The following is a 24,312-nucleotide window of genomic DNA, read 5'->3' as shown; positions in this document are numbered from 1 at the left end:
GTGGGAACTGTCCTAGGGGGGCTCTTGCCGTTCACGCTCAGCCATGCGGCCGCAGTACTGCCGGTGATCCACCGAGACGGCACAGCGCGGGGGCCACTGATTCCGTCGGCGCTCGTCGCGGGTTCCTTTGCGCCCGACATGACGTACTTCGTGGCGAGTGTGCTGCCCGGAGCCATGGAGTTCGGGGACGTCACGCACTCCGCCTTCGGTGTGTTCACGGTCGACGCCCTCATCACGGCGGCGCTCGTCGGCGTCTGGCGGGTACTGCTCGAGCCGCTGGTGGCGCTGCTGCCGCGCGCCTGGCAGGGCCGTACATATGCACTGCTGTGCGCGGGCGAAGGAGCGGGACGGCGGGGGCGCCGGAAGCCGGTGGCGCTGATCGTGTGGGGGTATGTCTCCGCGGTGCTCGGGGCCGCCACGCATGTCGTGTGGGATGCGTTCACGCATTTCGACCGGTGGGGGATACGGGTGTTCCCCGTGCTCGGCGAGGAGGTCGCGGGCTCTCCGCTGTACTGGTACGCGCAGTACGGCAGTTCGGCGCTGGCCCTGGTGGTGATCGCCCTGTTCGCCGGTTCTGCGCTGCGGCGGGTGCCACCCGCCGCACCTGTGGGCGTGCCTGAACTGTCCGCGCGCGGGCGCTTGTTGGCAGCCGTCCTGATCGGCGGGTGCTCGATAGTGGGCGCGACGCACCGGGCGCTGCGCTGGTGGGCCTACTGGGGCGCCATCGCCAAGCCGTGGGACCTGATCCCGACGCTGTGCTTCGGCGCGGGGGCGGGGCTGGCTGTGGGGCTTTTCTTGTACGGGCTCGGGGTGCGGGCGTTGCGGGCGGGGCCTGCCTCTGCCGCCGACGCCGCCTCCGCGGCAGCGGCGTCGGCCTCTGCGGCCGCGAATCCGGACCATGCGAGGCCGCGCTGACGCGACGCGATGTCGCGGCGCGCTGCTCACCGTCGCGGGCAGGCGTCCCGCCTTCGCGGAACACCTGCCCAACAGCCGCGTCAGCGGCTAGTGCGCTGCCGACTCCCAGTCCGTCCCGACCCCCACCGACACATCCAGCGGCGCCCGCAGCTGCACCGCCGACGCCATCTCGCGGCGGACGATCTCCTCTGCGGCCTCCCGCTCGCCGGGGGCGATCTCGAGCACGATCTCGTCGTGGACCTGGAGCAGCGTCCGCGACTTCAGCTGGGCCTCGGTCAGCGCCCGGTCCACCTTGAGCATCGCGAGCTTGACGATGTCGGCCGCGGTGCCCTGGATCGGCGCGTTGAGCGCCATGCGCTCGGCCATCTCGCGGCGCTGCCGGTTGTCGCTGTTGAGGTCGGGCAGATAGCGGCGGCGGCCGAACAGCGTCTCCGTGTACCCCGTGGCGCGGGCCTCGTCGACGACGCGGCGCAGATAGTCGCGTACGCCGCCGAACCGCTCGAAGTACGTCTCCATCAGCCCGCGCGCCTCAGCCGCCTCGATGTTCAGCTGCTGTGAGAGGCCGAAGGCCGAAAGACCGTACGCAAGGCCGTACGACATGGCCTTGATCTTGCGGCGCATCTCGGCGTCGACCGCGGACCGCTCCACGGAGAACACCTGCGAGGCGACGGTGGTGTGCAGGTCCTCGCCGGAGGTGAACGCCTCGATGAGGCCCTCGTCCTCGGACAGGTGCGCCATCACGCGCAGCTCGATCTGGCTGTAGTCGGCGGTCATGAGGGACTCGAAGCCCTCGCCGACGACGAAGCCGCGGCGGATGGCGCGGCCCTCGTCCGTGCGCACCGGGATGTTCTGCAGGTTGGGGTCGGTGGAGGACAGCCGGCCCGTCGCCGCCACGGTCTGGTTGAACGTGGTGTGGATGCGGCCGTCCTCGGCGATCGTCTTGATCAGGCCTTCGACGGTGACGCGCAGCTTCGCCTGCTCGCGGTGGCGCAGCATGATCACGGGCAGTTCGTGGTCGGTCTGCGCCGCAAGCCAGGCGAGGGCGTCCGCGTCCGTGGTGTAGCCCGTCTTCGTCTTCTTCGTCTTGGGCAGGGCGAGTTCGCCGAAGAGGACTTCCTGGAGCTGCTTGGGCGAGCCGAGGTTGAACTCGTGGCCGACGGAGGCGTGCGCCTCCTTTATGGCCTGCTGCACGGCGCCCGCGAACATCTGTTCCATGGCCTCGAGGTGCGGGCGGTCGGCGGCGATGCCGTGCCGCTCCATGCGGGCAAGGAGCTCCGACGTGGGCAGCTCCATGTCGCGCAGCAGCTCGGCGGCGCCCACGTCCCGCAGCCGGTCGCCGAACGCGGTGCCCAGGTCGAGGATGGTGCGGGCCTGCACCATGAGCGCCTCGGCCTCGGCCTGCTCGTCGGTGCCGAAGGCGAGCTGCCCGTCGGCCGCGCCGGCCGGGGCCAGCTCCCGGCCCAGGTACTCCAGGGACAGCGCGTCCAGCGCGAAGGAGCGGCGGCCCGGCTTGACGAGATACGCGGCGAGGGCCGTGTCCATGCTCACACCGTCGATGCGCCAGCCGTGCTCGGCGAAGACCCGCATCGCGCCCTTGGCGTTGTGCAGCACCTTGGGCTTCGCGGGGTCGGCGAGCCACTGCGCGAACGCCGTCTCGTCGGCCTCGTCCAGCTGCGTCGGGTCGAACCAGGCGGCCGCTCCCCCGGCGGCCGCGAGGGCGACCTCGGCGACGGCGCCGCTGCCGAGCTTCCAGGAGTCGACCGTGGCCAGGCCGAGGACGGCCTTGCCGTGCTCGGCGAGCCAGGGGGCGACCTCGCCGCCGCCCAGCACGGTGCCGTCCAGCGCGACGCCCTCAGCGGCCGGCGTCTCCTCGGGCTCCTCCGCGCCGGGGTCGACGGCGAGCAGCCGCTCACGCAGCGACGGGTTGCGGATCTCCAGGGTGTCCAGGAACAGGGCCACGGCCTTGCGGTCGTACGGGGCGCGGGCCAGGTCGTCGACGGTCTTGGGCAGCTCGACGTCGCGCACCATCTCCGTGAGGAGGCGGTTCATCTTCACCGCTTCCAGGTGGTCGCGGAGGTTCTGCCCGGCCTTGCCCTTGACCTCGTCGACGCGCTCCACCAGCTCGGCGAACGAACCGAACTGAGTGATCCACTTCGTGGCGGTCTTCTCACCGACGCCCGGGATGCCCGGAAGGTTGTCCGAAGGGTCGCCGCGCAGCGCCGCGAAGTCCGGGTACTGCTGGGGGGTGAGGCCGTACTTCTCCTCGACCTTCTCCGGCGTGAACCGCGTCAGCTCGGAGACGCCCTTGGTCGGATACAGCACCGTGACATGCTCGCTGACCAGCTGGAACGAGTCGCGGTCGCCCGTGACGATCAGCACGTCGAAGCCCTGGGCCTCGGCCTGCGTCGCGAGCGTGGCGATGATGTCGTCGGCCTCGAAGCCGTCCACCGCGAACCGGTCGGCGTGCATGGCGTCGAGCAGCTCGCCGATCAGCTCGACCTGGCCCTTGAACTCGTCCGGGGTCTTGGAGCGGTTCGCCTTGTACTCCGCGAACTGCTCGGCCCGCCAGGTCTTGCGGGACACGTCGAACGCCACCGCGAAGTGCGTGGGCGCCTCGTCGCGCAGCGTGTTCGCCAGCATCGACGCGAAGCCGTAGATCGCGTTCGTCGGCTGGCCGGTCGCGGTGGTGAAGTTCTCCGCGGGCAGCGCGAAGAACGCGCGGTACGCCAGCGAGTGCCCGTCCATGAGCATCAGGCGCGGCCGGTCCCCGGCGGTCGTCTTCTCGGTCTTCTTCGATGCTGTCTCTGCCACGCCCCCGATCCTGCCACGGCCCACTGACAACCGTGCCCGCCCCCGCGGCCGGGCCGGCCGATGCCTGCAGGGCCGTGGCGTCCGGTCCGCCGCCGTTGTCAGCGGGACGTGCAAGGATTCCGGAGACGTACGCCACACATGCGATCACAGGGGATCGCAGACGGTCCCGAGGAGGAGCAGCGATGGCCACCAAGCCGCCCGCCGGTGACCCGGTCCAGGACGCGCCGCAGGTCGCGGCCCCCAAGCACGCTGCCGCAGGCCTGCCCGCGATCGGCTACTCGCTGCGCATGGCGCAGCAGCAGATGGGCGTGCGCCGCACGGCGCTCACGCTGCTGCGCGTGAACCAGAAGGACGGCTTCGACTGCCCGGGCTGCGCCTGGCCCGAGCCGGAGCACCGGCACACGGCGGAGTTCTGTGAGAACGGCGCGAAGGCGGTCGCCGAGGAGGCGACGCTGCGCCGCGTCACGCCGGACTTCTTCGCCGCACACTCGGTGGCGGACCTCGCGAACCGCAGCGGCTACTGGCTGGGCCAGCAGGGCCGGCTCACGCACCCCATGTATCTGGCGGAGGGCGCCGATCACTACGAGGCGGTGCCGTGGGAGCGGGCCTTCGACATCATCGCCGAGGAGCTGGCCGGGCTCTCGTCGCCGGACGAGGCCGTGTTCTACACCTCGGGCCGCACCAGCAACGAGGCCGCGTTCCTGTACCAGCTCTTCGCCCGCGAGTTCGGTACGAACAACCTGCCGGACTGCTCCAACATGTGCCACGAGTCCTCGGGCTCCGCGCTCACCGAGACGATCGGCATCGGCAAGGGCAGCGTCCTCCTTGAGGACCTCTACCAGGCGGACCTGATCATCGTCGCCGGGCAGAACCCGGGCACGAACCACCCCCGGATGCTCTCCGCCCTGGAGAAGGCCAAGACGAACGGCGCGCGGATCATCTCGGTCAACCCGCTGCCCGAGGCGGGCCTGGAGCGGTTCAAGAACCCGCAGACCCCCAAGGGCCTCGCCACGGGCGCAGCGCTCACCGACCTGTTCCTGCAGATCCGCATCGGCGGCGACCAGGCCCTGTTCCGGCTCCTCAACAAGCTGATCCTCGAGACAGACGGTGCGGTCGACGAGGAGTTCGTCCGCGAGCACACCCATGGGTACGAGGAGTTCGCGCAGGCCGCGCGGGCAGCGGACTGGGACGAGACGCTCACCGTGACGGGTCTCACGCGCGAGGAGATCGAGGAAGCGCTGCGCATGGTGCTGGCCTCCAAGCGCACCGTCGTGTGCTGGGCGATGGGCCTGACCCAGCACAAGCACGCGGTGCCGACCATCCGCGAGGTGGTCAACTTCCTGCTGCTGCGCGGCAACATCGGCCGCCCCGGCGCGGGCGTGTGCCCGGTCCGCGGCCACTCCAACGTGCAGGGCGACCGCACGATGGGCATCTTCGAGCGCCCCGCGCCCGCCTTCCTGGACGCCCTGGAGCAGGAGTTCGGCTTCGCTCCCCCGCGCCGACACGGCTTCGACGTCGTACGGGCGATCCGCGCGCTGCGCGACGGCGAGGCGAAGGTCTTCTTCGCGATGGGCGGCAACTTCGTGTCGGCCTCGCCCGACACCGACGTGACCGAGGCCGCGATGCGCCGGGCACGCCTGACGGTACACGTGTCGACGAAGCTCAACCGCTCGCACGTCGTCACGGGCGCGCGCGCCCTGATCCTGCCCACGCTCGGCCGCACCGAGCGGGACCTGCAGGGCAGCGGCGAGCAGTTCGTGACCGTCGAGGACTCCATGAGCATGGTGCACGCATCGCGCGGCCGCCTGGAGCCGGCGAGCCCGCTGCTGCTGTCGGAGCCGGCCATCGTGTGCCGTCTGGCGCGGCGGGTGCTGGGCGAGCACAGCCGCACCCCGTGGGAGGAGTTCGAGAAGGACTACGCGACGATCCGCGACCGCATCGCGCGCGTCGTCCCGGGCTTCGACGACTTCAACGCGCGCGTGGCCCGTCCCGGAGGCTTCGTCCTGCCGCACGCCCCGCGCGACGAGCGCCGCTTCCCGACGGCCACCGGCAAGGCCAACTTCACGGCCGCCCCCGTCGAGTACCCGGCGGTCCCCGAGGGCCGTCTGCTGCTGCAGACGCTGCGCTCGCACGACCAGTACAACACCACGATCTACGGCCTGGACGACCGCTACCGCGGCATCAAGAACGGCCGCCGGGTCGTCCTCGTCAACCCGGACGACGCGACCGCGCTGGGCCTGGCCGACGGGGCGTACGCGGACCTGGTCAGCGAGTGGGAGGACGGCCTGGAGCGGCGAGCGCCCGGCTTCCGCGTGGTGCACTACCCCACCACGCGCGGCTGCGCCGCCGCGTACTACCCCGAGACCAACGTCCTGGTCCCGCTCGACGCGACCGCCGACACCAGCAACACGCCCGTGAGCAAGTCCGTCGTCATACGCCTGGAGCACCGATGAGCGGACCCGTCGTACGGCGGGAGCGCTGACGACGGCAACAGAGACCCCGTCTAAGCGTTTGCTCAGCCGTCCTGATAAAACGGTGCATCTGCCATGCACCGCCGTACGGCTACGGCGGCGAGACAACGAACGGAGCCCGGCCACCCCATGGGCGAACAGCACACCGTGAAGTTCCCGCAAGAGGTCATCGACGAGTACGCCTCGCTCGGCGTCGATCTGCCCGCACTCTTCTCCGCAGGCCACCTCGGTACCCGTATGGGCATCGAGATCAAGGAGGCGTCGGCGGACCGCGTCGTCGGCACCATGCCAGTCGAGGGCAACACCCAGCCGTACGGCCTGCTGCACGGCGGCGCCTCCGCCGTCCTCGCCGAGACCCTCGGCTCGGTCGGCTCGATGCTGCACGGCGGCAGCACGAAGATCGCCGTCGGCGTCGACCTCAACTGCACCCACCACCGCGGGGCGCGCTCCGGCCTGGTCACCGGCGTCGCGACACCGCTGCACCGGGGCCGCTCCACCGCCACATACGAGATCGTCATCACGGACGAGCAGGACAAGCGCGTCTGCACGGCACGGCTGACGTGCCTGCTGCGGGACGTCGGCCCCAGCGACGAGGAGCGCATCCGCGCCGCGGGCTGACACCGACGGCTCCGTTCCGGGGCGGGCCGCGCTCTTGTTGCCGCCCGCCTCAGGCGCTTCACTGGCGGACACCTCCCACAGGCACCTCCCATCGAGGAACGCCCGTTCCAGAAGAACACCCGTTCCACACGCACTGCGACAGAAGGGGTTTCTACTTGACCGCCGTACGCGCCACCGCCGTCACCGCAGCGGCCTGCGCCGCCGTGCTCGCCACCGCGCTGCCCTCCTCCGCGATCAACTCCTACAACGCGACGCCCGCACCCGAACGCACCGAGGTCGGCGCGCTCGTCGCCACCTGGGACAACGACGACGACCCGGCGACCCCGGACCGGGTCGACTGGGTCTGCTCCGGCACCATGATCGACGCGGACACCTTCCTGACCGCCGCGCACTGCACCACCGACTGGCCGGACAACGTCAAGTTCTACGTCTCCCTCGACCAGGACGTACAGGCCGGTCTCGACGCCGCCGCGAAGAAGTACCCGGGCGACCCCGCCGCCCAGGCGAACGCCGTCGCCGTCCAGGGCACCGCCCACACCCACCCCGACTACCCGGGCCCCGCCTCGGACCCGCACGACATCTCGGTGATCGAACTGCCCGCCGCGAAGGTCAAGTCCCGCTGGTCCTTCACCCCCGCCACCCTGCCGACCGCCGACCAGCTGGGCGCGCTCGGCCCACAGGGGCTGAACTCCACCGACTGGTTCGTCGCCGGATACGGCACCCAGGAGGCCGTCAACGGCCCCGGCGGACAGACCCACCCCGGCGGCGGCGTCCGTATGAAGGCCCCCGTGACCTTCAACGCCCTCAACAATGCCTGGGTGCGCCTCGGCATGACCGAACCCCAGGGCAACGGCGGCGCCTGCTACGGCGACTCGGGCGGCCCCAACTTCGCGGTCATCGGCGGCAAGAACATTCTCGCCGCCACCACGATCACCGGCGACACCCCGTGCTACGCGACGAACGTGGCGTACCGGCTGGACACTCCCGGCGCGCGGGCCTTCCTCGCGCCTTTCGCGAAGCTGCCCTAGCTGCTCCTCGCTCCCCTGGCTGCCCTCATCCCTGGCCGGCTGCAGGAGACCGGCGCGGGCGGCCTGGCGGGACGTCGTCTTTCCCGCCACGGCCGCCACCCCTACCGTTTCACCATGAGGCTGTCATGAGGGCGCGGTCATGAGCGGTACAGGGCCCGTCGAGCCTGTCGAGCCGATCGACCCGGCTGAACCGGCTGAACCGGCTGAGCCCGTCAGCCGGTTCGGCCGGTTCACGCGCTTCAGCCGGTTCGTTCGGTTCGGCCGCATCGAACCGGCCGACACCGGGCACCCCGTCGACCCCATCGACCCCATCGACTCCGACGACCCCATCGGCCCCGTCGACGCTCGGCGGCCCCGCGATCGCCTCGCTCGGGATCTCGACCCCATCGGCCCCATCGGCCCCGTCGACCCCGACAAAGAAGCCGGCCTCGAAGGGCTCTCCACGACCCGTACCGGGTCCGCGCACGAAGGAGCCCGCCAATCCGCACCCAGGCCGGACCACGACATCATCACCGGCCCGGTCAACTCGCCCCTCCTGTCGGACCGCTGGTACGCGCTGTCGCCCCGCCTGCGCAGGCTTCTGCTCACCGCGGGCGCCGTGGGCGCGGGCGCCGCGGTCACCGCCGCGCTGCTGCTCTCCACCAGCAAGCCGCCCCCGCAGTTCGCCCCCGACGAAGAGCCTGAGACCCCCTGGCCCGCCTCCGTCACGGATTTCCGGTACACGGGTACGGCGTCGGCGCCTGCGTCCGGGAACACCTCCCGCGCCGGGGCCTTCCGCTTCACGGTCTCGGTGCGCCGCGGATCCCCCGTGACCATCGAGCGCGTCAGCGCCGCATTCCAGGGACTGACGGCTCGCACCACTCCAGTGACGCCGTTCTCCGTGCGGGCCGGCACCTCGCGACCGGTCACCGTCCTGATATCCGTGGCCGAGTGTGCGGGGCTCCCCCTGAACGCCTCCCTGCCCTTTCTGGATGTAACGCTGCGTAACACGCGCGCAATACAGCAGCACAGTTTCATCTTCGGCGGAGCGTACTCCCGCGATCTTTCGCGGCTGCTCCACAGGGTCTGCGACGGCATTTCCCCCAGGTCCGGCCCACCCACGAAGGGAAGTGCAGCTTCTCAAAATGTGGACTTTTGGGAATTCCACCAAACCGGCCGAGAGTCACCTTTGCGGAAGGATTGATTCCGGGCAGGCCATAACAAGAAAGTCACAACGCAGCCCGCGTAGATGCCTCTAACCAGGCACCGGGCTTAGAGTCACGCCCAGTCACCGCTCCATGGGGAGTTCGGTACCAGCGCGGCACAGACCGTCCCAGAAGGGTGACGGTCATGCCTGCCGAAAGGACTGATTGTGCGACAGCGTTCTCTGGTGATTCTTACCTCCGTTCTCACCACCGGAGCTCTGACCCTCACCGCTTGCGGCTCCCGTGACGACAAGAGCGGCGACTCCAGCGACAGCAGCACCACCACCCTCACCATCGGCGTCGACGCACCGCTCTCGGGCGAGAACTCCACCACCGGCCTCGGCATCCAGTACGGTGTCCAGATCGCCGTCGACGACGCCAACAAGAAGAACCTCGTGCCCGGCGTGAAGTTCAAGGTCCAGGCCGTCGACGACAAGGCCCAGCCCGCCACCGGCCAGCAGAACGCCACCGCCCTCGTCGGCGGCAAGGACGTCGTCGGCGCCGTCGGCCCCCTCAACTCCGGTGTCGCACAGTCGATGCAGCAGGTGTTCGAAGCCGCCAACATGGTGGAGATCTCGCCCTCGAACACCAACCCCGAGCTGACCCAGGGCAAGAACTGGCAGACCGACAAGAAGCGTCCCTACAAGACGTACTTCCGCACCGCCACCACCGACGCCCTGCAGGGTGGCTTCGCCGCCGACTACGCGTACAACGGCCTCAAGAAGAAGAAGGCCTTCGTCGTCGACGACAAGCAGACATACGGCGCCGGCCTTGCCAAGATCTTCAAGGAGCAGTTCACCAAGCTCGGCGGCAAGGCCGTAGGCACCGACCACGTCAACACCGGTGACAAGGACTTCGGTTCCCTCGTCACCAAGATCAAGAACTCGGGTGCCGACCTGCTCTACTACGGCGGCCAGTACGACGAGTCCTCGCTGATCACCAAGCAGCTCAAGGACGCCGGCGTCAAGATCCCGCTGTTCGGTGGCGACGGCATGTTCGCCTCCACCTACATCGAGACCGCCGGCAAGGCGTCCGAGGGCGACCTCGCCACCGCCGTCGGCGTCCCCGTCGACACCCTGCCCGGCGCCAAGGCCTTCGTCGATGAGTACAAGGCCAAGGGCTACAAGGGCGACTACGGCGCCTACGGCGCGTACGCCTACGACGCCGCCACCGCGATCATCAACGCCGTGAAGGCCGTCAAGGACGCCAGCGGCGACAAGCTCCCCGCCCTCAACGACCTGCGCTCCAAGGTCGTCGACGAGGTCCAGAAGAGCGACTTCGAAGGCATCAGCGGCAAGGTCGCGTTCGACGAGTACGGCGACACCACGAACAAGCAGCTCACCGTCTACCAGGTCACCGACGGCGCATGGAAGGCCGTGAAGACCGGCACCTACAACGAGAGCTGACCGACCCCAGCATGCCGACGGGCCGCGCGGAAGGACGACCCCACCGCGCGGCCCGTCCGCACGTCAGACCCAGACCCCGAACCCCAGACCCGTGCACACAACCAGTGCACACGACCAGCGACATGGAGGCCATGCGGTGAACACCCTGCCGCAACAGCTGGCCAACGGGCTGCTTCTCGGCTCGATGTACGGGCTGATCGCCATCGGCTACACGATGGTGTACGGCATCGTCCAGCTCATCAACTTCGCACACGGCGAGATCTTCATGACCGGAGGTTTCGGCGCGCTCACCGTCTACCTCGCCCTGCCCTCCGGCACCTCGATGTGGGCCGTCGTGCCCCTCATGCTGATTGGCGGCGCACTCGTCGCCGTCCTCATCGCCGTAGGAGCGGAACGATTCGCCTACCGGCCACTGCGCGGAGCACCACGCCTCGCCCCGCTCATCACCGCCATCGGCCTCTCCCTCGCCCTCCAAGAAGTCGTACGCAACTTCTACCCCCAGGCCGACCGCGCCCGCGCCTTCCCCGGCCTCGACACCACCCACGACCTCGGCTCCGTCACCATCAAGGACGCCGACATCTTCCTCATCCTCGCCGCCATCGTCTGCATGGCCTCCCTCGCGCTCTTCGTCCGCCGCAGCCGCACCGGCCGCGCCATGCAGGCCACCGCGCAGGACCCGGACACCGCGCAGCTCATGGGCATCGACACCAACCGCATCATCGTCATCGCCTTCGCCATCGGCGGCTTCTTCGCCGCAGTCGCAGCCGTCGCCTACGGCCTCAAATACGGCAACATCGACTACCGCATGGGCTTCCTCATGGGCCTCAAGGCCTTCACCGCAGCCGTCCTCGGTGGCATCGGCAACATCTACGGCGCCATGCTCGGCGGCATCGTCCTCGGCATCGCCGAAACACTCGCCTCCGCCTACATCGACGGTGTCCCCGGCATGCAGCAGCTCGGCGGCGCCAGCTGGGCCAACGTCTGGGCCTTCTGCCTCCTCATCCTCGTACTCCTCTTCAGGCCACAAGGCCTGCTCGGCGAGCGCGTCGCGGACAGGGCGTGAGCACCATGACCGACACCACCACCAGCACCGAGACCACCGCCACCCGCGGCCTCATCCCGCTGCCACCCGCCGCAGCCAAAGCCCTCACCCTCGCCGGATCCATCGCCACCACCGCATCCGCGTTCCTCGCCTGGACCTGGACCGACGAGTTCCCCGGCAACCTCACGATCAGCGGCTACCCCGGCGGCCTGCAGTGGCTCACCTTCACCGCCGGCATCCTCACCGCCCTGTTCGCCCTCTCCCTCTACGGCGTCCCAGGCCTCCGCTGGCTCACCCCCGCCGGCAACAACGCCCCCGCCGCCCTCACCGCACTCGGCGGCTTCGGCACCACCTGGTTCACCATCATCGCCATCAGCGTCGAACTCGGCGGCCTCGCCAACCTCGAACCCGGCGGCTGGATCGCCGCCGTCGCCTCAGCGCTGCCCGTCATCGGCACCCTCGCACTCCCCCAAGCCGGCGCCGGCGACAAACCCGCCAAAGAAACCCTGCGCGACTACCTCGCCAAACCCGACAGCATCCCCGCGGCCACACCCGCCGCACCCTGGGTACAGCGACTCGCCATCACCGCCGTCACCGCCATCGGCCTCGGCGTCTTCACCTACGGCATCGACACCGAATACGGCCAGCTGTTCATCGGCTACCTCTTCGTCGTCATCTTCTCCATCTGGGCGCTGCACACCGCCGGCCTCCTCAACCGGTTCTCCCGCCTCATCGCCGACAACCGCAGCTTCGGCCTCGCGATAGGCCTCCTCGCCGCCATCGCGTTCCCCTTCACCCAGACCAACGACCACTACGCCAACATCGGCGTCAACATCCTCATCTTCGGAACCGTCGCACTCGGTCTGAACATCGTCGTCGGCCTCGCCGGCCTCCTCGACCTCGGATACGTCGCCTTCCTCGGCGTCGGCGCCTACACCGCCGCCCTCGTCTCCGGCTCCGAGTTCTCCCGCTTCTCCGGCGTCCAGTTCCCCTTCTGGGCCGCCGCCCTCGCCGGCGCCGCCGCATCCCTCGTCTTCGGCGTCCTCATCGGCGCCCCCACCCTCCGACTCCGCGGCGACTACCTCGCCATCGTCACCCTCGGCTTCGGAGAGATCTTCCGCATCGCCGTCAACAACATGGACGGCGACTCCGGCCCCGACATCACCAACGGCCCCAACGGCATCCCGTCCATCCCGGACCTGAACTTCTTCGGATTCAACTTCGGAGAGGCTCACGACCTCGGCGGGTTCACCCTCGGCCGCTTCGCCAACTACTACCTGCTGATGGTCCTCATCATGGCCATCGTCGTCCTCGTCTACACCCGCGCCGCCGACTCCCGCATCGGCCGCTCCTGGATCGCCATCCGCGAAGACGAAACCGCCGCCACCGCCATGGGCATCAACGGCTTCCGCGTCAAGCTCATCGCCTTCGCCCTGGGTGCTTCGCTGGCGGGTCTGGCCGGCACCGTCAGCGCCCACGTCACCTACAGCGTCGTCCCCAACCCCTACCAGTTCGCCGGCTCGACGCCCCCCAACTCGGCATTCCTCCTCGCCGCCGTCGTACTCGGCGGCATGGGCACCGTCGCAGGACCGCTGCTCGGCGCGGCACTCCTCTACCTGCTCCCGGAGAAGCTCGTCTTCCTCCAGGACAAGTCGCTCCTCGCCTTCGGCATCGCCCTCATCCTGCTCATGCGCTTCCGGCCCGAAGGCATCATCGCCAACCGCCGCCAGCAACTCGAGTTCCACGAAACCGGCCAACTCGACGTACCCGAACAACGAACCGACGACACCGACGACACCGCCGCCGTCAACGTCACCAAAGCGGGGGCGTGACCACCATGACCACAACCACCACGGCAACCGGCACCCCCGTCCTCGAAGCCAAAAACGTCACCATGCGCTTCGGCGGCCTCACCGCCGTACGCTCCGTCGACTTCACCGTCAACAGCGGCGAAATCGTCGGCCTCATCGGACCCAACGGCGCCGGCAAGACAACCTTCTTCAACTGCCTCACCGGCCTGTACGTCCCGACCGAAGGCACGGTCTCGTACAAGGGCACCGTCCTGCCGCCCAAGCCGCACCTGGTGACGAAGGCCGGCATCGCCCGCACCTTCCAGAACATCCGGCTCTTCGCCAACATGACCGTCCTGGAAAACGTCCTCGTCGGCCGCCACACCCGAACCAAGGAAGGCCTCTGGTCGGCGCTCCTGCGCGGCCCCGGCTTCAAGCGCGCCGAACGCGCGAGCGAAGAACGCGCCATGGAACTCCTCGAGTTCGTCGGCCTCGCCGCCAAGCGCGACCACCTCGCCCGCAACCTCCCCTACGGCGAACAACGCAAGCTCGAAATCGCCCGCGCCCTCGCCAGCGAACCCGGACTCCTCCTCCTCGACGAGCCCACCGCCGGCATGAACCCCCAAGAAACCCGCGCCACCGAAGAACTCGTCTTCGCCATCCGCGACAAGGGCATCGCCGTCCTCCTCATCGAGCACGACATGCGCTTCGTCTTCAACCTCAGCGACCGCGTCGCCTGCCTCGTCCAAGGCGAAAAACTCGTCGAAGGCACCTCCGACGTCGTCCAAAGCGACGAACGCGTCGTCGCCGCCTACCTCGGCACCCCCTTCGAAGGCGCCCCCGAAGACACCGCACTCGAAGAAGTCGAAGCCGCCGAGGCACACAGCGCCACCAGCACCACCAGCGTTGAAGGTGAAGGAGACCAGAAGTGACCGCACTCCTCGAGGTCGAAGACCTCAAGGTCGCCTACGGCAAAATCGAAGCCGTCAAAGGCATCTCCTTCAGCGTCGAAGCCGGCCAGGTCGTCACCCTCATCGGCACCAACGGCGCCGGAAAAACGACCACGCTGCGCACGCTGTCCGGCCTCCTGAAGCCCCTCAGCGGCAAAATCACCTTCGACGGGAAGCCGCTGAGCGGAGTCCCCGCCCACAAAATCGTCGCCCTCGGACTCGCCCACTCCCCCGAAGGCCGCCACATCTTCCCCCGCCTCACCATCGCGGAAAACCTCCAACTCGGAGCATTCCTCCGCAAGGACACGGCAGGGATCGAGAAGGACATCCAGCGCGCCTACGACCTGTTCCCCATCCTCGGCGAACGCCGCAAGCAGGCCGCAGGCACCCTCTCCGGCGGCGAACAGCAGATGCTCGCCATGGGCCGCGCCCTCATGTCCCAGCCCAAACTGCTCATGCTCGACGAGCCCTCCATGGGCCTCTCCCCGATCATGATGCAGAAGATCATGGCGACCATCGCGGAGCTCAAGTCCCAGGGCACGACGATCCTGCTCGTCGAACAGAACGCCCAGGCAGCGCTCTCCCTCGCGGACCGCGGCCACGTCATGGAGGTCGGCAAGATCGTCCTGTCCGGCACCGGACGGGACCTCCTGCACGACGAATCGGTACGCAAGGCGTACCTGGGCGAGGACTGACCGTCCCACACCCGCATGAACACGGCGAGGCCCGCCTCCCAGACAAGGGAGGCGGGCCTCGCCGCTGAAGAAGACCGACCGGCCTACTACTGGCCCTTCGCCGCCTTCTTCTCCTCAGAATCCTGAATAACCGCCTCAGCAACCTGCTGCATCGACAAACGCCGATCCATCGACGTCTTCTGAATCCAACGGAACGCCGCCGGCTCCGTCAGCCCATACTCCGTCTGCAGAATCGACTTCGCCCGATCCACCAGCTTCCGCGTCTCCAAACGCTGCGTGAGGTCCGCGACCTCCTTCTCCAACGTCTTCAACTGCTGGAACCGAGACACCGCCATCTCGATCGCCGGCACCACATCGCTCTTACTGAACGGCTTCACCAGATACGCCATCGCACCGGCATCCCGCGCCCGCTCCACCAGATCACGCTGCGAGAACGCCGTCAGCATCAGCACCGGAGCGATCGACTCCTCGCCGATCTTCTCCGCCGCCGAGATGCCATCCAGCTTCGGCATCTTCACATCCAAGATCACGAGATCGGGCCTGTGCTCCCGCGCCAGCTCGACAGCCTGCTCACCGTCCCCCGCCTCACCGACGACGGTGTAGCCCTCCTCCTCCAGCATCTCCTTGAGATCCATACGGATGAGCGCCTCGTCCTCGGCGATGACGACGCGGGTCGTCAGCGGAGGCACGTGCGACTTGTCATCGTCATCGGCTACGGGCTGGGGAGACTCGGGGGCGGTCACGTGGGCTCCTCGGTGCGCAGGTCGGGCATGTTACTGCTGCCTATGCAGAGTACCTAGCGGCGGGGAGCTGCGGTGACCCGGTACACTTCCCGAAGTGCCGAGCCGGGTTGGTGGAACGGCATACACGGAGGTCTCAAACACCTCTGCCCGTGAGGGCTTGCGGGTTCGAATCCCGCACCCGGCACCCCTGAAAAGCGGATGTTCACGTTCTCGTGAACATCCGTTTTTTGATACGTACGGCCACTCTGCGTGACACAGAGTGGCCACATGATCTTTCACGGGACTGAGATCCGGCAGACCGCCCTCACGCTGCTGCGCGGCGGGACGAACAATGCGGACGTTGCTCGGAAGCTCAACGTACCCCTCGGGACCATCGGCTACTGGAAACACATGGACCGCGCGAAGCGCGGAGAGTGCCCAGGAAGACACGACCCAAAGTGCCCCCGATGCGACGATCGCGAGCTGGACGGAGCGGCGTACGCCTATCTGCTCGGGCTCTATCTCGGTGACGGGCACATCAGCCACTACTCCGAGCACAGAGTGCCCAACCTCATGATCGCCTGTACCGAGTCATGGCCGGGCCTTATGGACGAATGCGAGGAGGCCATGCGCGCGGTCTTCCCCGACAACTCCGTCTGCCGCGTACGCAGGAAGGGGTGCCGCAACGTGAAGGTCTACTCGAAGCACCTGCACTGCCTGTTCCCGCAGCACGGTCCCGGGAAGAAGCACGAGCGCACCATCGCCCTCGAGCCCTGGCAGGAAGAGATCGTCGAGGCCTACCCGTGGGAGTTCATACGGGGGCTTGTCCACTCCGACGGGTGCAGGATCACCAACTGGACCACCCGTCTGGTGGGCGGCGAGCGTAAGCGCTACGAGTACGGTCGATACTTCTTCGCCAACAAATCCGACGACATCCGGAAGCTCTTCACTGACACGCTCGACAAGGTGGGGGTCGAATGGAGCACCCTAGCCCGCGGCAGCGACCCCTTCAACATCTCCGTCGCCCGCCGCGCCTCCGTAACCCTCATGGACGCACACGTAGGGCCGAAGTACTGACCCCAGTACTTCGGCCCGCGTAAGACCCGTAAGAGGAGAAGAAAACAGCCGCTCCCCTACTTCGGTGAGTCGTCCTCGCCGATGTGGTGGACGCGCACCAGGTTCGTCGCCCCGGGGACTCCGGGCGGCGAGCCGGCCGTGATGACCACGATGTCGCCCTTCTGGCAGCGGCCGATCTTGAGGAGTTGTTCGTCGACCTGGTCGACCATGGCGTCGGTGGAGTCGACGTGGGGGCCGAGGAAGGTTTCGATGCCCCAGGTGAGGTTGAGCTGGGAGCGGGTGGCTGCGTCGGGGGTGAAGGCGAGGAGGGGGATGGGTGAGCGGTAGCGGGAGAGGCGGCGGGCGGTGTCGCCGGACTGGGTGAAGGCGACGAGGTATTTGGCGCCGAGGAAGTCGCCGATTTCGGCGGCTGCGCGGGCGACGGCGCCGCCTTGGGTGCGGGGCTTGTTGCGGTCGGTCAGGGGCGGGAGGCCCTTGGCCAGGATGTCTTCTTCCGCTGCTTCGACGATCCTCGCCATGGTCTTGACCGTCTCGATGGAGTATTTGCCGACGCTGGTTTCGCCGGAGAGCATGACGGCGTCGGTGCCGTCGATGACGGCGTTGGCGACGTCGGAGGCTTCGGCGCGGGTGGGTCGGGAGTTGTCGATCATCGAGTCGAGCATTTGGGTGGCGACGATGACCGGTTTTGCGTTGCGTTTGGCGAGTTTGACGGCGCGCTTTTGGACGATGGGGACTTGTTCGAGGGGCATTTCGACGCCGAGGTCGCCGCGGGCGACCATGATGCCGTCGAAGGCGGCGACGATGTCGTCGATGTTTTCTACTGCCTGGGGTTTTTCGACTTTGGCGATGACGGGGAGGCGGCGGCCTTCTTCGCGCATGATGCGGTGGACGTCGTTGATGTCGCGTCCGCTGCGGACGAAGGAGAGGGCGATGACGTCGAATCCGGTGTTGAGGGCCCAGCGGAGGTCGTCTTCGTCTTTTTCGGAGAGTGCGGGGACGGAGACGGCGACGCCGGGGAGGTTGAGGCCTTTGTGGTCGGAGACCATGCCGCCTTCGATGACGGTGGTGTGGACGCGGGGGCCGTCGACGGCGGTGACTTGGAGGCAGACTTTGCCGTCGTCGACGAGGATGCGTTCGCCGGGGGTGACGTCGGCGGAGAGGCCGGCGTAGGTGGTGCCGCAGGTCTGGCGGTCCCCTTCGACGCCTTCTTCGACGGTGATGGTGAATTCGTCGCCGCGTTCAAGGAGTACGGGGCCTTCGCTGAAGCGGCCGAGTCTGATCTTCGGGCCCTGAAGGTCGGCGAGGATTCCGACGCTGCGGCCGGTTTCGTCGGATGCCTTTCGTACGCGCTGGTAGCGCTCCTCGTGTTCGGCGTGGGTGCCGTGGCTGAGGTTGAAGCGGGCGACGTCCATTCCTGCTTCGACCAGGGCTTTGATCTGGTCGTACGAGTCGGTGGCGGGGCCCAGTGTGCAGACGATCTTTGCTCGGCGCATGGTTTGAGCGTATGCCTTACCCGTGGGTAGGGAATTGGCTGCGCATGACCACTCAACAACCTTTAAGTGAAGGTCTCTTGACAAGGGTTGAATTGTGCGCCGGGGCGCTCCGATGAGCATTCGAGGTGCCGCCCGTATGGGTATTCCTGTGGTCTTTCCGTGTTATTTCAGCTAGGGCTCGAGTCGGGGTGGCGTCATCGTAAATCGGGCGTTGACCTGGGCGTAGACGTGTTGGCGTTGGGGTTCGAGGTCGAGGGGTGGGGCTTCGTCGGGGGCGGTGGCGGTGTAGGCGGCTGTGCGCATGCGGGTGGCGGCGGGTGCCATGGGGCCGTAGGGGGTGGGGGTCTCGGCGCCGATGTCGGCGAGTTCGGTGAGGGCGGCGAGGGTGGTGCCGAGGGCGGCGGCGTATTCGCGGGCGCGTTGGACGGCGTCGTGTACGGCTTGTCGGCGGGCTTCACGGTGGGCGGGTGAGTCGGGGCGGAGAGCCCACCAGGGGCCGTCGACGCGGGTGAGGTCGAGGTCGGCTAGGCGGGTGGCGAGTTCGCCGAGGACGGTGAAGTCGGTGAGTTCGGCGGTGATGTGGACGTGGCCGTGGTAGGCGCGGATGCGTTCGCCGCGGCCGTGTTTGGTGAGTTGTGGTGCGATGGAGAAGGCGCCGGTTTCGAGTTTTTCGACGGCTTCTCCGTATGTCTTGATCAGGTCGAGGACGGTGGTGTTGCGGTGGGTGAGGTCGTCGAGGGCTTCTCGGCGGCTGGTGCCGCGGGCGCTGATGGTGATGCCGATGCGGGCGATTTCGGGGTCGGCTTCGAGGTGTGCTTCGCCGCGGACGGCGATGCGGGGGGCGTCGGGGGTGCCGTAGGGGGTGTGGGGGGTGGGTGGCTGGGGGGTTTCTGGGGTCGTGGCCATAGGCCCACTGTGACACCGGGGTGCGGGGCTCGGCGGTCATCAGATCGAAATGCTTCGAAACGCGGAAGGGGTGTTGCGGGGTGGGGCTTCTGCGCCAGAATCTACGCGCGTTGTGTCATGCGCATGAGGGTCCACCAGGACACGTGAGGGAGACGAAATGCCGTTCGACAGAAGGTCGTTCTTGGGCCGGTCCGCTGCCACGGGTGCGGGTGTCGCACTCGCCGGTACGGCCGCCGTGCCTGCCTCCGCCGCCACGGCCGGTTCAGCGACCGGACCGGCTCCGAAGCGGTATGCGTTCACGGTGATGGGCACGACCGACCTGCACGGCAACGTCTTCAACTGGGACTACTTCACGGACCAGGAGTTCGACGACAAGGCCCACAACGACGTGGGTCTGGCGAAGATCTCCACGCTGGTGGACCAGGTGCGCAGGGAGAAGGGCCGGCGGAACACGCTGCTGATCGACGCGGGCGACACGATCCAGGGCACCCAGCTGTCGTACTACTACGCCAAGGTCGATCCGATCACCGCGGAGAACGGCCCGGTGCATCCGATGGCGCTGGCGATGAACGCGATCGGCTATGACGCGGCGGCGCTGGGCAATCACGAGTTCAATTACGGCATTCCAGTGCTGCGGAAGTTCGAGCAGCAGTGTCGTTTTCCGCTGCTCGGTGCGAACGCGCTGGATGCGAAGACGCTGAAGCCGGCTTTCCCGCCGTATGTGATCAAGAGGCTGTGCACGCCGTACGGCCGTGATGTGCGGGTGGCGATCCTGGGTCTGACGAACCCGGGGATCGCGATCTGGGACAAGGCGAATGTGCAGGGCAAGATGACCTTCCCGGGTCTGGAGGAGCAGGCGGCGAAGTGGGTGCCGAAGCTGCGGTCGATGGGCGCGGACGTGGTGATCGTGTCGGCGCATTCGGGTGCGTCGGGCACGTCGTCGTACGGGGATCAGTTGCCGTACATCGAGAATGCGGCGGGTCTGGTGGCGGAGCAGGTGCCGGGGATCGACGCGATTCTGGTGGGGCATGCGCACACGGAGATTCCCGAGTATTTCGTGGCGAACAAGGAGACCGGCAAGCAGGTGGTGCTGTCGGAGCCGCTGAAGTGGGGGCAGCGGCTGACGCTGTTCGACTTCGAGCTGGTGTGGGAGAAGGGCCGCTGGACGGTGGAGTCCGTGGGCGCGCAGGTCCTGAACTCCAACACGGTGGAGGAGGACCCGGAGATCACGAAGATTCTGCGGGACGAGCACGAGAAGGTCGTGGCGTACGTCAATCAGGTGATCGGTACGAACGCTGCGGAGATGACGTCGGTGGAGGCTCCGTACAAGGATGTGCCGATCATCGATCTGATCAACCACATTCAGGCGGCGACGGTGCAGGGCGCGCTGGCGGGGACGGAGTACGCGTCGTTGCCGGTGCTGTCGCAGGCGGCGTGTTTCTCGCGGAGTGCGGTGATTCCGGCGGGTGAGGTGACGATTCGCGATGTGGCGGGTCTGTATGTCTACGAGAACACGCTGGAGGCGCGGCTGATGACGGGTGCGCAGATCAGGGCGTATCTGGAGTTCTCGGCGAATTACTACGTCCAGACGGCTGCGGGTGCGGATGTGGATCCGGCGCAGCTGACGAATGCGAACGGTACGCCGGACTACAACTACGACGTGGTGAGCGGTGTGACGTATGAGGTCGACATCGCGAAGGCGGCGGGGTCGCGGGTGACGAATGTGCGGTTCGAGGGTGCGCCGCTGGCGGATGATGCGCAGTTCGTGCTGGCGGTGAACAACTATCGGGCGAATGGCGGCGGCAATTTCCCGTATGTCGCCGCCGCCAAGCAGCTGTGGTCGAATTCCGACGAGATCCGCAACACGATGATCGCGTGGGTGAAGGAGAAGGGGTCGATCGATCCGGCGGAGTTCGCGTCGGTGGACTGGACGCTGACGCGGGACGGGGTGCCGGTCTTCTAGACGTACCGGTCTTCTAGACGTACCTCGTCTTCTCGACGTACCTCGTCTTCTAGCGGCTGATCGTGTGACCTGCCTTGGCCGGCCTCGCCCATCCGGGCGGGGCCGGTGCCGTTTGCTGGTCCAGGCCGAAGGTGGTGAACGCGGTGCGCCGGGGCAGGGGGTAAGGGTCCTTTCCGGTCACGGCGTTGAGGATGGTGGCGCTGCGCCAGGCGGCGAGTCCGAGGTCGGGGGCGCCGACGCCGTGGGTGTGGCGTTCGGCGTTCTGGACGTAGATGTTGCTGCCGGTCGCCGTGATGGCGGGGTCGAGGTCGATGCGGTAGTGCTCGTCGATGTGGGGACGGCCGGCGGTGTCGCGGTGGATGTGGGGGGCGAGGCCGGCGAGGAGCTGGTCGAGGGGGCGTTCGCGGTAGCCGGTGGCGAGGACGACGGCGTCGGTCAGGAGGCGGGTGCGGGTGCCCTGCTGGTGGTGTTCGACGTCGAGTTCGATGGTGGTCTGTCCGACGCGGGTGGCGGCGCGGACGCTGACGCCGGGGGTGAGGACGGTGTCGGGCCAGCCGCCGTCGAGGGTGCGCTGGTAGAGCTCGTCGTGGATGGTGGCGATGGTGTCGGTGTCGATGCCTTTGTGGAGTTGCCACTGGCGGGGTACGAGGCGGTCGCGTACGGGTTGGGGCAGGCCGTGGAAGTAGCGGGTGTAGTCGGGTGTGAAGTGTTCGAGCCCGAGTTTTGAGTACTCCATGGGGGCGAAGGCCTCGGTGCGGGCGAGCCAGTGGAGGTTTTCGCGGCCGGGTGGGCGGTGTCGGAGGAGGTCGAGGAAGACTTCGGCGCCGGACTGGCCGGAGCCGATGACCGTGACGTGTCTGGCGGCGAGGATGCGTTCGCGGTGGCGGAGGTAGTCGGCGGAGTGGACGACGGGTACGGCGGGTGCGTCGGCGAGTGCGCGGAGGGGTTCGGGGATGTGGGGGGCGGTGCCGATGCCGAGGACGATGTTTCTGGCGTGGGTGCGGCCCAGTGCTTCGGCTGCTCCGTCGGCGTCGATCTGGGTGAAGTCGATCTCGAACAGGGCGCGTTCGGGTTCCCAGCGGACGGTGTCGATCTGGTGGCCGAAGTGCAGGCCGGGGAGGTTTTCGCTGACCCAGCGGCAGTAGGCGTCGTATTCGGCGCGCTGGATGTGGAAGCGCTCGGCGAAGTAGAAGGGGAACAGCCGTTCGCGGTGGCGTAGGTAGTTGAGGAACGACCAGGGGCTGGCCGGGTCGGCGAGGGTGACGAGGTCGGCGAGGAAGGGCACCTGGAGGGTGGCGCCGTCGATGAGCAGTCCGGGGTGCCAGCGGAAGGCGGGCCGCTGGTCGTAGAAGGCGGTGTCGAGTTCGGCGAGGGGGTGGGCGAGGGCGGCCAGGGAGAGGTTGAAGGGGCCGATGCCGATGCCGACGAGGTCGCGGGGGGCTTGGGGTGTGGGGTGGGGGGTGGCGCTGCGGTGGTGGGTGGGCCGGGTGGCCGGGCGGTCGGCGCGCCGGACGGGGTCGGGGGGCGTCGGGCTCATCGGGCGGTGTTTCCTTCCACCAGTTTCAGCAGGCCGGCGAGGTCGCCGGGCCGGGTGTGCGGGTTGAGCAAGGTGGCTTTGAACCAGAGCCGGCCCGCCAGCCGGGCGCGGCCGAGGACGGCGCGGCCTTCGGTGAGGAGCTGTCGTCGTACGCGGGCGAGGGCGGCATCGTCGGCGCCGGTGGGCCGGAACAGGACGGTGCTGATCGTGGGGGTGTCGTGGAGCTCGAAGCCGGGGTGGGCGTCGATGAGGTGCGCGAACTCTTGGGCGGTCGCGCAGACCTGGTCGACGAGCGCGCCGAGGCCGGTGCGGCCGAGGGCTCTGAGGGTGACGGCGATCTTGAGTATGTCGGCGCGGCGTGTGGTGCGCAGTGAGCGGCCGAGGAGGTCGGGCAGTCCGGCTTCGGTGTCGTCGTCGGCGTTGAGGTAGTCGGCGCGGTGGGCCAGGGCGTCGAGGTCGCGGCGGTCGCGTACGGCGAGGAGGCCGGCGGCGACGGGTTGCCAGCCGAGTTTGTGCAGGTCGAGGGTGACGGTGTGGGCGCGGTCGAGGCCGTCGAGTTTGGTGCGGTGCCGGTCGCTGAAGAGGAGTCCGCCCCCGTATGCGGCGTCGATGTGGAGCCGGGCGTCGTGGGTGGCGCACAGGTCGGCGATGGCGGGGATGGGGTCGATGAGTCCGGCGTCGGTGGTGCCGGCGGTGGCGGCCACGAGGAGGGGGCGGTCGTCCAGCCGGGTGAGGGTGTCCGCGAGGGCCGTGGGGTTCAGGGTTCCGGCGGGGGCGGGCACGGTGACGGGGGCGGGGAGTCCGAGGAGCCAGGCGGCGCGGTGCAGGGAGTGGTGGGCGTTGTCGCCGCATACGAGCTGGACGGTGCCGTGGCGTTCGCGGGCGAGGAGGAGGGCGAGCTGGTTGGACTCGGTGCCGCCGGTGGTGACGACGGCGTCGGCGCTGCCGCTGTGTGGGTACGCCTCGGCCGCGAGGGTTGCTGTGACGAGGGCTTCGAGTGCGGAGGCCGCCGGGGCCTGGTCCCAGGAGTCCAGGGACGGGTTGAGCGCGGAGACGGCGAGGTCGGCGGCTGCGGCGAGGGCGAGGGGTGGGCAGTGCAGGTGTGCTGCGCACAGGGGTTCGGCGGGGTCGGCGGCGCCTTCGGTGAGGAGGCGGACGAGGGTGTGGAGGGCCTCGTGGGGGCCGGTGCCGTGCAGGGGGAGGGTGGTGCCGACGGTTTCGCGTACGCGGGCGGCGACGGTCCCGGGGCCACCGGCTGGGAGGGGGCCGCGGCGGGCGGTGGCTCCCTGGTGGAGGGCGTCGAGGACGGTGGTCAGCAGGGGGCGCAGGGCGGTGGGGCCTTCGGGGCCACCGGACAGGGGTGGCGGCCCTGCCGTCCCCTCCTGCTCTGGCGGTGGGGACGGCAGGGCCCGCGGGGGCGGCGGGGTGCTCATGCGGTGTCCTTCGGGTGGGCGTGGGTGCAGGGGGCACCAGCCTCAACGATCGACACGCGCAAGTGGTACTGCTGTTACCGGTGTTGTGGCGGGGGCCACCACCCCGCCGGGGGTGCGGATTTCACGCCGGGGCGCCCGCCGTCGTGGGTTGTGCCCGCCCTCCCCCAGCTACCTCCCCCAGACTCCGTCCGGGAGGTGCCCCCAGGAGGTGCCCCCAGCCCTGGGGGTACCTCCCAGGCTTAAGGCACTGGGGGAGGAACGATTGCCCGCA

Annotated in this window: 18 protein-coding genes and 1 tRNA gene; 13 read left to right on the top strand and 6 right to left on the bottom strand. The window is 68.5% G+C overall.

Features of this window, described 5'->3' with window-relative positions; all coding sequences use genetic code 11:
- Positions 1-24: 24 nt before the first annotated feature.
- A complete protein-coding gene (locus ACWD4J_RS02350; protein WP_451393365.1) occupies positions 25-915 on the top strand; it encodes a DUF4184 family protein in 891 nt (296 codons plus the stop codon).
- Positions 916-1,002: 87 nt separating this feature from the next.
- Here ACWD4J_RS02350 and polA read toward each other — a convergent pair whose 3' ends face one another.
- Positions 1,003-3,726 carry a DNA polymerase I gene (gene polA, locus ACWD4J_RS02345; RefSeq protein WP_451393364.1) on the bottom strand — a complete coding sequence of 908 codons (2,724 nt, stop codon included), beginning with the start codon at positions 3,724-3,726 and terminating at the stop codon, positions 1,003-1,005.
- A 182-nt stretch (positions 3,727-3,908) separates the two neighbouring features.
- Here polA and ACWD4J_RS02340 point away from each other — a divergent pair, with 182 nt between their 5' ends.
- The 9 genes from ACWD4J_RS02340 (at position 3,909) to ACWD4J_RS02300 (ending at position 14,910) form a co-directional block, all read left to right on the top strand.
- Entirely contained in the window at positions 3,909-6,179 is a 2,271-nt protein-coding gene (locus tag ACWD4J_RS02340; protein WP_451393363.1) for an FdhF/YdeP family oxidoreductase, read from the top strand.
- Between the two features lie 147 nt (positions 6,180-6,326).
- Complete coding sequence (locus ACWD4J_RS02335; protein ID WP_451393362.1) at positions 6,327-6,815, top strand: PaaI family thioesterase; 489 nt, start codon at positions 6,327-6,329, stop codon at positions 6,813-6,815.
- 155 nt (positions 6,816-6,970) lie between these two features.
- Positions 6,971-7,843 (top strand): trypsin-like serine protease, encoded by an 873-nt coding sequence (locus ACWD4J_RS02330; protein ID WP_451393361.1) that lies wholly within the window; start codon positions 6,971-6,973, stop codon positions 7,841-7,843.
- 139 nt (positions 7,844-7,982) lie between these two features.
- The gene (locus ACWD4J_RS02325; protein WP_451393360.1) at positions 7,983-9,026 is read left to right on the top strand and encodes a hypothetical protein; all 1,044 of its coding nucleotides are present in this window, start codon (positions 7,983-7,985) and stop codon (positions 9,024-9,026) included.
- A gap of 183 nt (positions 9,027-9,209) precedes the next feature.
- Positions 9,210-10,433, top strand: a complete 1,224-nt coding sequence (locus tag ACWD4J_RS02320; RefSeq protein WP_451393611.1) for a branched-chain amino acid ABC transporter substrate-binding protein — start codon at positions 9,210-9,212, stop codon at positions 10,431-10,433.
- Positions 10,434-10,569: 136 nt separating this feature from the next.
- A complete protein-coding gene (locus ACWD4J_RS02315; protein WP_451393359.1) occupies positions 10,570-11,496 on the top strand; it encodes a branched-chain amino acid ABC transporter permease in 927 nt (308 codons plus the stop codon).
- Between the two features lie 5 nt (positions 11,497-11,501).
- Positions 11,502-13,307, top strand: a complete 1,806-nt coding sequence (locus ACWD4J_RS02310) for a branched-chain amino acid ABC transporter permease (RefSeq protein ID WP_451393358.1) — start codon at positions 11,502-11,504, stop codon at positions 13,305-13,307.
- Positions 13,308-13,312: 5 nt separating this feature from the next.
- Entirely contained in the window at positions 13,313-14,197 is an 885-nt protein-coding gene (locus ACWD4J_RS02305; RefSeq protein WP_451393357.1) for an ABC transporter ATP-binding protein, read from the top strand.
- The gene (locus ACWD4J_RS02300; protein WP_451393356.1) at positions 14,194-14,910 is read left to right on the top strand and encodes an ABC transporter ATP-binding protein; all 717 of its coding nucleotides are present in this window, start codon (positions 14,194-14,196) and stop codon (positions 14,908-14,910) included. Before ACWD4J_RS02305 ends, ACWD4J_RS02300 begins: the two co-directional genes overlap by 4 nt.
- Before the next feature lie 86 nt (positions 14,911-14,996).
- On the opposite strand, the gene ACWD4J_RS02295 is transcribed toward ACWD4J_RS02300, so the two are convergent.
- Positions 14,997-15,653 carry an ANTAR domain-containing response regulator gene (locus ACWD4J_RS02295; protein ID WP_451393355.1) on the bottom strand — a complete coding sequence of 219 codons (657 nt, stop codon included), beginning with the start codon at positions 15,651-15,653 and terminating at the stop codon, positions 14,997-14,999.
- Positions 15,654-15,754: 101 nt separating this feature from the next.
- Here ACWD4J_RS02295 and ACWD4J_RS02290 point away from each other — a divergent pair.
- Both ACWD4J_RS02290 and ACWD4J_RS02285 read left to right on the top strand, forming a co-directional pair.
- Positions 15,755-15,837: transfer RNA gene (locus ACWD4J_RS02290), tRNA-Leu, on the top strand.
- A gap of 83 nt (positions 15,838-15,920) precedes the next feature.
- On the top strand, positions 15,921-16,709 hold the full coding sequence (locus ACWD4J_RS02285) for a helix-turn-helix domain-containing protein (protein ID WP_451393354.1): 789 nt from the start codon (positions 15,921-15,923) through the stop codon (positions 16,707-16,709).
- A 56-nt stretch (positions 16,710-16,765) separates the two neighbouring features.
- Here the strand turns inward: ACWD4J_RS02285 and pyk are convergent, their stop codons facing one another.
- Both pyk and ACWD4J_RS02275 read right to left on the bottom strand, forming a co-directional pair.
- Entirely contained in the window at positions 16,766-18,202 is a 1,437-nt protein-coding gene (gene pyk / locus ACWD4J_RS02280) for a pyruvate kinase (protein ID WP_451393353.1), read from the bottom strand.
- A 171-nt stretch (positions 18,203-18,373) separates the two neighbouring features.
- Entirely contained in the window at positions 18,374-19,108 is a 735-nt protein-coding gene (locus ACWD4J_RS02275; RefSeq protein WP_451393352.1) for an SIMPL domain-containing protein, read from the bottom strand.
- A gap of 157 nt (positions 19,109-19,265) precedes the next feature.
- On the opposite strand from ACWD4J_RS02275, the gene ACWD4J_RS02270 reads away from it, so the two are divergent.
- A complete protein-coding gene (locus ACWD4J_RS02270) occupies positions 19,266-21,071 on the top strand; it encodes a bifunctional metallophosphatase/5'-nucleotidase (protein WP_451393351.1) in 1,806 nt (601 codons plus the stop codon).
- Between the two features lie 49 nt (positions 21,072-21,120).
- Here ACWD4J_RS02270 and ACWD4J_RS02265 read toward each other — a convergent pair whose 3' ends face one another.
- Both ACWD4J_RS02265 and ACWD4J_RS02260 read right to left on the bottom strand, forming a co-directional pair.
- The gene (locus ACWD4J_RS02265; RefSeq protein WP_451393350.1) at positions 21,121-22,608 is read right to left on the bottom strand and encodes a lysine N(6)-hydroxylase/L-ornithine N(5)-oxygenase family protein; all 1,488 of its coding nucleotides are present in this window, start codon (positions 22,606-22,608) and stop codon (positions 21,121-21,123) included.
- Positions 22,605-24,041 carry a pyridoxal phosphate-dependent decarboxylase family protein gene (locus tag ACWD4J_RS02260; RefSeq protein ID WP_451393349.1) on the bottom strand — a complete coding sequence of 479 codons (1,437 nt, stop codon included), beginning with the start codon at positions 24,039-24,041 and terminating at the stop codon, positions 22,605-22,607. The genes ACWD4J_RS02265 and ACWD4J_RS02260 overlap by 4 nt, the downstream gene beginning before the upstream one ends.
- Between the last annotated feature and the right edge of the window lie 271 nt (positions 24,042-24,312).

The sequence above is a fragment of the Streptomyces sp. NPDC002577 genome (assembly GCF_053594815.1).
Note: the sequence above shows the minus strand (reverse complement) of the source record. Positions and strands in the feature narration are given on the sequence as shown.

Excerpts from the sequence above, each read along its gene's own strand:
- ACWD4J_RS02265 (WP_451393350.1), bottom strand. The coding sequence starts at position 22,608 with ATGAGCCCGACGCCCCCCGACCCCGTCCGGCGCGCCGACCGCCCGGCC.
- ACWD4J_RS02310 (WP_451393358.1), top strand. The coding sequence starts at position 11,502 with ATGACCGACACCACCACCAGCACCGAGACCACCGCCACCCGCGGCCTC.
- pyk (WP_451393353.1), bottom strand. The coding sequence starts at position 18,202 with ATGCGCCGAGCAAAGATCGTCTGCACACTGGGCCCCGCCACCGACTCG.
- ACWD4J_RS02270 (WP_451393351.1), top strand. The coding sequence starts at position 19,266 with ATGCCGTTCGACAGAAGGTCGTTCTTGGGCCGGTCCGCTGCCACGGGT.
- ACWD4J_RS02340 (WP_451393363.1), top strand. The coding sequence starts at position 3,909 with ATGGCCACCAAGCCGCCCGCCGGTGACCCGGTCCAGGACGCGCCGCAG.
- ACWD4J_RS02260 (WP_451393349.1), bottom strand. The coding sequence starts at position 24,041 with ATGAGCACCCCGCCGCCCCCGCGGGCCCTGCCGTCCCCACCGCCAGAG.
- ACWD4J_RS02335 (WP_451393362.1), top strand. The coding sequence starts at position 6,327 with ATGGGCGAACAGCACACCGTGAAGTTCCCGCAAGAGGTCATCGACGAG.
- ACWD4J_RS02285 (WP_451393354.1), top strand. The coding sequence starts at position 15,921 with ATGATCTTTCACGGGACTGAGATCCGGCAGACCGCCCTCACGCTGCTG.
- ACWD4J_RS02325 (WP_451393360.1), top strand. The coding sequence starts at position 7,983 with ATGAGCGGTACAGGGCCCGTCGAGCCTGTCGAGCCGATCGACCCGGCT.
- ACWD4J_RS02275 (WP_451393352.1), bottom strand. The coding sequence starts at position 19,108 with ATGGCCACGACCCCAGAAACCCCCCAGCCACCCACCCCCCACACCCCC.
- ACWD4J_RS02305 (WP_451393357.1), top strand. The coding sequence starts at position 13,313 with ATGACCACAACCACCACGGCAACCGGCACCCCCGTCCTCGAAGCCAAA.